The organism is Streptomyces sp. enrichment culture (assembly GCF_964272895.1).
In the GTDB taxonomy this organism is placed as follows: domain Bacteria; phylum Actinomycetota; class Actinomycetes; order Streptomycetales; family Streptomycetaceae; genus Streptomyces.
Genome location: NZ_OZ186832.1, coordinates 1,633,481 through 1,640,000, shown reverse-complemented (window position 1 = coordinate 1,640,000; position 6,520 = coordinate 1,633,481). Strand labels below are relative to the sequence as shown.

Here is a 6,520-nt window from a genome sequence, read left to right as displayed (position 1 = left end):
CCAACGGGTGTGTTGATGGGTAGGGGAGCGTCGTCTGCCGGGTGAAGCGGCACCGGAAGGTAGTCGTGGACGGTTGACGAGTGAGAATGCAGGCATGAGTAGCGATACAAACGTGAGAAACGTTTGCGCCGATTGACTAAGGGTTCCTGGGTCAAGCTGATCTGCCCAGGGTAAGTCGGGACCTAAGGCGAGGCCGACAGGCGTAGTCGATGGATAACCGGTTGATATTCCGGTACCCGCTGTGAAGCGTCAAACATCGAATCCAGTGATGCTAAGCCCGTGAAGCCGCCCCGGATCCTTCGGGTGAAGGGGAGTGGTGGAGCCGGTGACCCGAGCTGGTAGTAGGTGAGTGATGGGGTGACGCAGGAAGGTAGTCCATCCCGGGCGGTGGTTGTCCCGGGGTAAGGGTGTAGGACGCAAGGTAGGCAAATCCGCCTTGCATACAGTCTGAGACCTGATGCCGAGCCGATTGTGGTGAAGTGGATGATCCTATGCTGTCGAGAAAAGCCTCTAGCGAGTTTCATGGCGGCCCGTACCCTAAACCGACTCAGGTGGTCAGGTAGAGAATACCGAGGCGTTCGGGTGAACTATGGTTAAGGAACTCGGCAAAATGCCCCCGTAACTTCGGGAGAAGGGGGGCCATTCCTGGTGATCGGATTTACTCCGTGAGCTGGGGGTGGCCGCAGAGACCAGCGAGAAGCGACTGTTTACTAAAAACACAGGTCCGTGCGAAGCCGTAAGGCGATGTATACGGACTGACGCCTGCCCGGTGCTGGAACGTTAAGGGGACCGGTTAGCTTGGATTCGTCCAGGCGAAGCTGAGAACTTAAGCGCCAGTAAACGGCGGTGGTAACTATAACCATCCTAAGGTAGCGAAATTCCTTGTCGGGTAAGTTCCGACCTGCACGAATGGCGTAACGACTTCTCGACTGTCTCAACCATAGGCCCGGTGAAATTGCACTACGAGTAAAGATGCTCGTTTCGCGCAGCAGGACGGAAAGACCCCGGGACCTTTACTACAGTTTGATATTGGTGTTCGGTTCGGCTTGTGTAGGATAGCTGGGAGACTGTGAAGCTTGGACGCCAGTTCAGGTGGAGTCGTCGTTGAAATACCAGTCTGGTCGTGCTGGATGTCTAACCTGGGTCCGTGATCCGGATCAGGGACAGTGTCTGATGGGTAGTTTAACTGGGGCGGTTGCCTCCCAAAGGGTAACGGAGGCGCCCAAAGGTTCCCTCAGCCTGGTTGGCAATCAGGTGTTGAGTGTAAGTGCACAAGGGAGCTTGACTGTGAGACCGACGGGTCGAGCAGGGACGAAAGTCGGGACTAGTGATCCGGCGGTGGCTTGTGGAAGCGCCGTCGCTCAACGGATAAAAGGTACCCCGGGGATAACAGGCTGATCTTCCCCAAGAGTCCATATCGACGGGATGGTTTGGCACCTCGATGTCGGCTCGTCGCATCCTGGGGCTGGAGTCGGTCCCAAGGGTTGGGCTGTTCGCCCATTAAAGCGGTACGCGAGCTGGGTTTAGAACGTCGTGAGACAGTTCGGTCCCTATCCGCTGTGCGCGTAGGAGTCTTGAGAAGGGCTGTCCCTAGTACGAGAGGACCGGGACGGACGAACCTCTGGTGTGCCAGTTGTTCTGCCAAGGGCATGGCTGGTTGGCTACGTTCGGGAGGGATAACCGCTGAAAGCATCTAAGCGGGAAGCCTGCTTCGAGATGAGGACTCCCACCCACTTGATGGGGTAAGGCTCCCAGTAGACGACTGGGTTGATAGGCCGGATATGGAAGCACGGTAACGTGTGGAGTTGACCGGTACTAATAGGCCGAGGGCTTGTCCTCAGTTGCTCGCGTCCACTGTGTTAGTTCTGAGGCAACGACCGTTGCCGGTTTGAGCAGAACAGACAATTACAGAGTGTGCTTGTTCGCTCGAAACCATTAGGGTTTCGGTGGTCATAGCGTAGGGGAAACGCCCGGTTACATTCCGAACCCGGAAGCTAAGCCTTACAGCGCCGATGGTACTGCAGGGGGGACCCTGTGGGAGAGTAGGACGCCGCCGAACAATCTTTGGAGGACCCCTGGTCACCAGCGTTCAGCTGGGACCGGGGGTCCTTTTGTTTTTACAATGCTTGCGGTACCGAAGACAGGAGTCACCATGTCCACCAACTCTCCCGACGACCGTCCGGAGCGCGACCAGCGGCGACGGGACGGTGGGGACCGCGGATACCGCGGCGACCGTGGTGGCTTCCGCCGGGACGGCGACCGCAACGACCGTGACCGGGGCGACCGCGACCGTGGCGGCTACGGCCGTCGTGACGGTGACCGTGGTGGTTTCCGTCGCGATGACCGCCGTGACGACCGGGGTGAGCGGCCCTCCTTCCGGCGTGACGACAACCGTGGCGGTGGCGGGTACGGCCGGCGCGATGACCGCCGGGACGACCGGCGCGACGACCGCCGTGACGGTGACCGTGGTGGGTTCCGTCGGGACGACAACCGCGGTGGTGGCTACGGCCGGCGTGACGACCGACGTGATGACCGCGGAGACCGTGGGGACCGTGGGTTCCGGCGTGACGACCGCGGTGAGCGCCCGTCGTTCCGGCGGGATGACGACCGGGGTGAGCGGCCCTCCTTCCGGCGTGACGACAACCGTGGCGGTGGCGGGTACGGCCGGCGCGATGACCGCCGGGACGACCGGCGCGACGACCGCCGTGACGGTGACCGTGGTGGGTTCCGTCGGGACGACAACCGCGGTGGTGGCTACGGCCGGCGTGACGACCGACGTGACGACCGACGTGATGACCGCGGAGACCGTGGGTTCCGGCGTGACGACCGCGGTGAGCGCCCGTCCTTCCGGCGTGACGACCGCGGCGACCGGCCCTCGTACCGCCGCGACGACCGCCGTGAGGACTTCCGGCGTGACGACCGTCGGGACGACCGCCGTGAGGACTTCCGGCGCGATGACCGTCGGGACGACCGCCGTGACGACTTCCGGCGTGACGACCGCCGTGATGGCGACCGTGGTGGGTTCCGTCGGGACGACAGCCGTGGTGAGCGCGGCGGGTTCCGGGGGCGGGACGACCGTGGGGGCCGTGGTGGCTTCCGGGGCAGGGACGACCGTGGCGGGCGGCCCGGCGGTGACCGCGGTGGGTTCCGTGGGCGCGGTGGCGACGACCGCCGTGGCGGGGACGACCGGCGCGGTGGCGGTCGGTTCCGGGACGAGCGGGACCGGGACCGTGAGCCGATCAAGCGGCTGCCGATCCCCGAGGACGTCACGGGCGACGAGATCGACAAGGACGTACGGCAGGAGCTGCAGAGCCTGCCCAAGACGCTCGCCGAGGACGTCGCCAAGAACCTGGTGATGGTGGCGCGGCTCATCGACGAGGACCCCGAGGGTGCCTACGGCTACTCGAGGGTGGCTCTGCGTCTGGCCTCGCGTGTCGCTGCGGTGCGGGAGGCGGCCGGGTTCGCGGCGTACGCCAACCAGAAGTACGCGGAGGCGCTCGCGGAGTTCCGGGCCGCGCGGCGGATGACCGGCACCGTGGAGCTGTGGCCGGTGATGGCGGACTGCGAGCGTGGGCTCGGTCGGCCGGAGAAGGCGCTGGACATGGCCGGGGCGCCCGAGGTGAACAAGCTCGACAAGGCCGGGCAGGTCGAGATGCGGCTCGTCGCGGCCGGTGCCCGGCGTGACATGGGGCAGCTGGACGCGGCCATCGTGACGCTGCAGAGCCCCGAGCTGGCCTCCAACGCCGTACAGCCGTGGACCGCCAGGCTGCGGTACGCCTACGCGGACGCGCTGCTGGCGGCCGGGCGTGAGGGCGAGGCGCGGGAGTGGTTCGCGAAGGCCGTGGAGGCCGACCGGGACGGCAGCACCGACGCGTCGGACCGGCTGGCGGAGCTCGACGGGGTCGAGTTCGTCGACGCGCTCGACGAGAGCGGCGAGGGCCGGGACGAGAAGTCCGAGGGGCCCGAGGCGGTCGAGGACGACATGGGTGAGAAGAAGGCCGGCGACGAGGACTGAACGGCGTCGCTGAGTGAGTGAGTGAAAGGGCGGGCTCCCGGTGTCGGGGGCCCGCCCTTTTTCGTGTGTGCGGGGGCTCAGATGTCCGGCGTGTCAGATGTCCAGGGCGCGCAGGACCAGGCCCGAGGCCGGCTTCGGGCCGAAGGACGTCGACTTGCGGGGCATGGTGACGCCCTGGCGGGCGAGGGCGCGCACGACGTCCTCGCGGACCGGGTGCATGAGGACGGCCGTACCGCCGTCGCGTTCGGCCTTGGCGACCGTGGCGGCGGTGTCGTGGATGTAGGCGATACGGGCCGGGTCGTCCTCGGGGACGTGCCAGATGTGGGCGAGGAGCGTGGCGTGCAGGACGGTCGCGTCCAGGGTGCGCCAGGCGGTGGGGCGGTCGGCGGGGACCGTGCGGTCCAGCAGGGCCGGGTCCGGGCGGTCGATGAGGTGGAAGGAGCCGTCGCCGGCCAGCAGGAAGGCGTTGCCGTCGCAGGCCGCGTCGGCGAGGGTCTCCAGGGCCTCCGGGAGGGGGAGGTCGAGGCGGCGTACGCGGAAGTGGGGCTCCACGGCGGCCAGGGCGTCGGCGACGGGCAGGTCGTGCAGGAGGCGGTGGATGGCACGGACCCGCAGCGGGTAGCGGGCGGTGTCCACGAGGAGGACCAGGCCCAGGTCCCAGGGGCTGGGGGAGGGGTGCTCGGCGCGCAGCCGGCGGTAGGTGGCCCAGCGGTGGTGGCCGTCGGCGATCAGGGCCTGTTGGTGGGAGAGGTCCTCGCGTACTCGGGTGAGGTCGGCGGGGTCGGTGACCGACCAGAGGCGGTGGCAGTAGCCGTCCTCGGTGGTCGTCGACAGGAGCGGGGGCTGCTCGGCCGTGCGCTCGACGACCTCGGCCGCCGAGCCGTCGCCGTGGTAGGTGAGCAACAGGGGTTCGAGGTTGGCCCAGGTGGCGCGCATCAGGGCGGCGCGGTCGGCGACGATGTGCGGCATGACGTCCTCGTGGGGCAGCACGATGCCCTCGGACGGGTCGGAGACGCGCAGGTTGCCGATGAGGCCGCGCTGGAGCATGCCGTCGGCGTGGCGCTGCTCGTACACGTACAGGGCGGGCTCGGGGTCGGCGGTCAGGACGCCCTCGGCGAGCCAGCGGCGCAGGGTGTCGGCGGCCTGCTCGGTGCGGGCGCCGACGGTGCCGGCCTGGGGGAGGATCAGGCGGACGATGTTGTAGGGGTCCGCGTCCTGGAGGTGGTGCACGCCGTCGGGGCGTACGACGACGTCGTACGGCGGTGAGGTGACGGCCGCCAGGCTGCCGACCCGGTCGGGGTCGTAGCGCAGGCCTCGGAACGGGGTGAGTTCCAGGCCCCGGGGCGCCGTTGCTTCCGAGTGACCTGCAGTGTTCATCAGGGCATCGTACGTGGGTCGGTGGCATGCGCGATGATCGGGGGAAAGGCGGAGCGAACGAGGAGCGATGCGGAATGAGCCAGGTCGTCAGGACGAGGCCCGAGGGCAGTGGGCAGGCCCTGAGCGCGGCGTACGACACGGCGCTGCTCGACCTGGACGGGGTGGTGTACGCGGGCGGCAGCGCGATTCGGCACGCCGTGGAGTCGCTGGCCGTCGCCCGGGAGGGCGGGATGCGTCTGGCGTACGTCACCAACAACGCGCTGCGGACCCCGGACGCGGTGGCCGCGCATCTGACCGAGCTGGGGATACCGACCGGCGCGGAGGATGTCATCACGTCGGCGCAGGCGGTGGCGCGGCTGATCAGCGAGCAGGTGCCGGCGGGGGCGCGGGTGCTGGTGGTCGGCGGGGAGGGGCTGCGGGTGGCGCTGCGGGAGCGGGGGCTGGTGCCCGTGGACAGCGCCGACGACGATCCGGCCGCCGTGGTGCAGGGGTACGGGGGGCCCGAGCTGCCGTGGGGGCGGTTCGCGGAGGCGTCGTACGCGGTGGCGCGCGGGGTGCCGTGGTTCGCGTCCAACACGGATCTGACGATTCCGAGCGGGCGGGGGATCGCGCCGGGGAACGGGGCGGCGGTGGAGGTCGTGCGGATCGCGACCGGGGCCGAGCCGCAGGTGGCGGGCAAGCCGCTGCCTCCGATGCACCGGGAGACCATTCTGCGGACGGGGGCGGAGCGGCCGCTGGTCGTGGGGGACCGGCTGGACACGGACATCGAGGGCGCGTTCAACGGGGAGGTGGACTCGCTGCTGGTGCTGACCGGCGTGACGGACGGGGCGCAACTGCTGGCGGCGCCGCCGCGGCACCGGCCGACGTATGTGGACGCCGATCTGCGGGGGCTGCTCACCGGGCAGCCGGAGGTCGTGGAGGCTGGCGAGGGTTTCCGGTGCGGCGGGTGGACGGCGACCGCGGGCGCCGAGCGGCTGGAACTGGACGGGGACGGGGAGGCGCTGGACGGACTGCGGGCGCTGTGCGCCGCGGCCTGGACGGCGGCGGGGGAGGGCTCCTGCACGCTGGACGGGTGCAAGGCGCTGGCGCGGCTGGGGCTCTGAGGGAGGCTCAGGTGGCGGCAGCCGG

4 protein-coding genes and 2 rRNA genes (1 of these 6 only partly in view) are annotated in these 6,520 nt (G+C 68.4%); 5 read left to right on the top strand and 1 reads right to left on the bottom strand.

Going from position 1 to position 6,520, the window contains the following annotated elements:
- From ACSU6M_RS07440 to ACSU6M_RS07425, 4 genes are all read left to right on the top strand, one after another.
- Positions 1–1,839, top strand: a 23S ribosomal RNA gene (locus ACSU6M_RS07440) (it extends 1,284 nt beyond the left edge of the window).
- Between the two features lie 103 nt (positions 1,840–1,942).
- Positions 1,943–2,059: ribosomal RNA gene (rrf, locus tag ACSU6M_RS07435) — 5S ribosomal RNA — on the top strand.
- Positions 2,060–2,234: 175 nt separating this feature from the next.
- Positions 2,235–3,356 carry a hypothetical protein gene (locus tag ACSU6M_RS07430; protein ID WP_437075044.1) on the top strand — a complete coding sequence of 374 codons (1,122 nt, stop codon included), beginning with the start codon at positions 2,235–2,237 and terminating at the stop codon, positions 3,354–3,356.
- A complete protein-coding gene (locus ACSU6M_RS07425) occupies positions 3,248–4,015 on the top strand; it encodes a hypothetical protein (RefSeq protein ID WP_437075042.1) in 768 nt (255 codons plus the stop codon). The genes ACSU6M_RS07430 and ACSU6M_RS07425 overlap by 109 nt, the downstream gene beginning before the upstream one ends.
- A 93-nt stretch (positions 4,016–4,108) precedes the next feature.
- On the opposite strand, the gene ACSU6M_RS07420 is transcribed toward ACSU6M_RS07425, so the two are convergent.
- Positions 4,109–5,392 carry a DUF1015 domain-containing protein gene (locus tag ACSU6M_RS07420; protein ID WP_437068066.1) on the bottom strand — a complete coding sequence of 428 codons (1,284 nt, stop codon included), beginning with the start codon at positions 5,390–5,392 and terminating at the stop codon, positions 4,109–4,111.
- 74 nt (positions 5,393–5,466) lie between these two features.
- Here ACSU6M_RS07420 and ACSU6M_RS07415 point away from each other — a divergent pair, with 74 nt between their 5' ends.
- Positions 5,467–6,495, top strand: coding sequence for an HAD hydrolase-like protein (locus ACSU6M_RS07415; protein ID WP_437068065.1), 1,029 nt, complete (start codon positions 5,467–5,469; stop codon positions 6,493–6,495).
- Positions 6,496–6,520 lie beyond the last annotated feature (25 nt).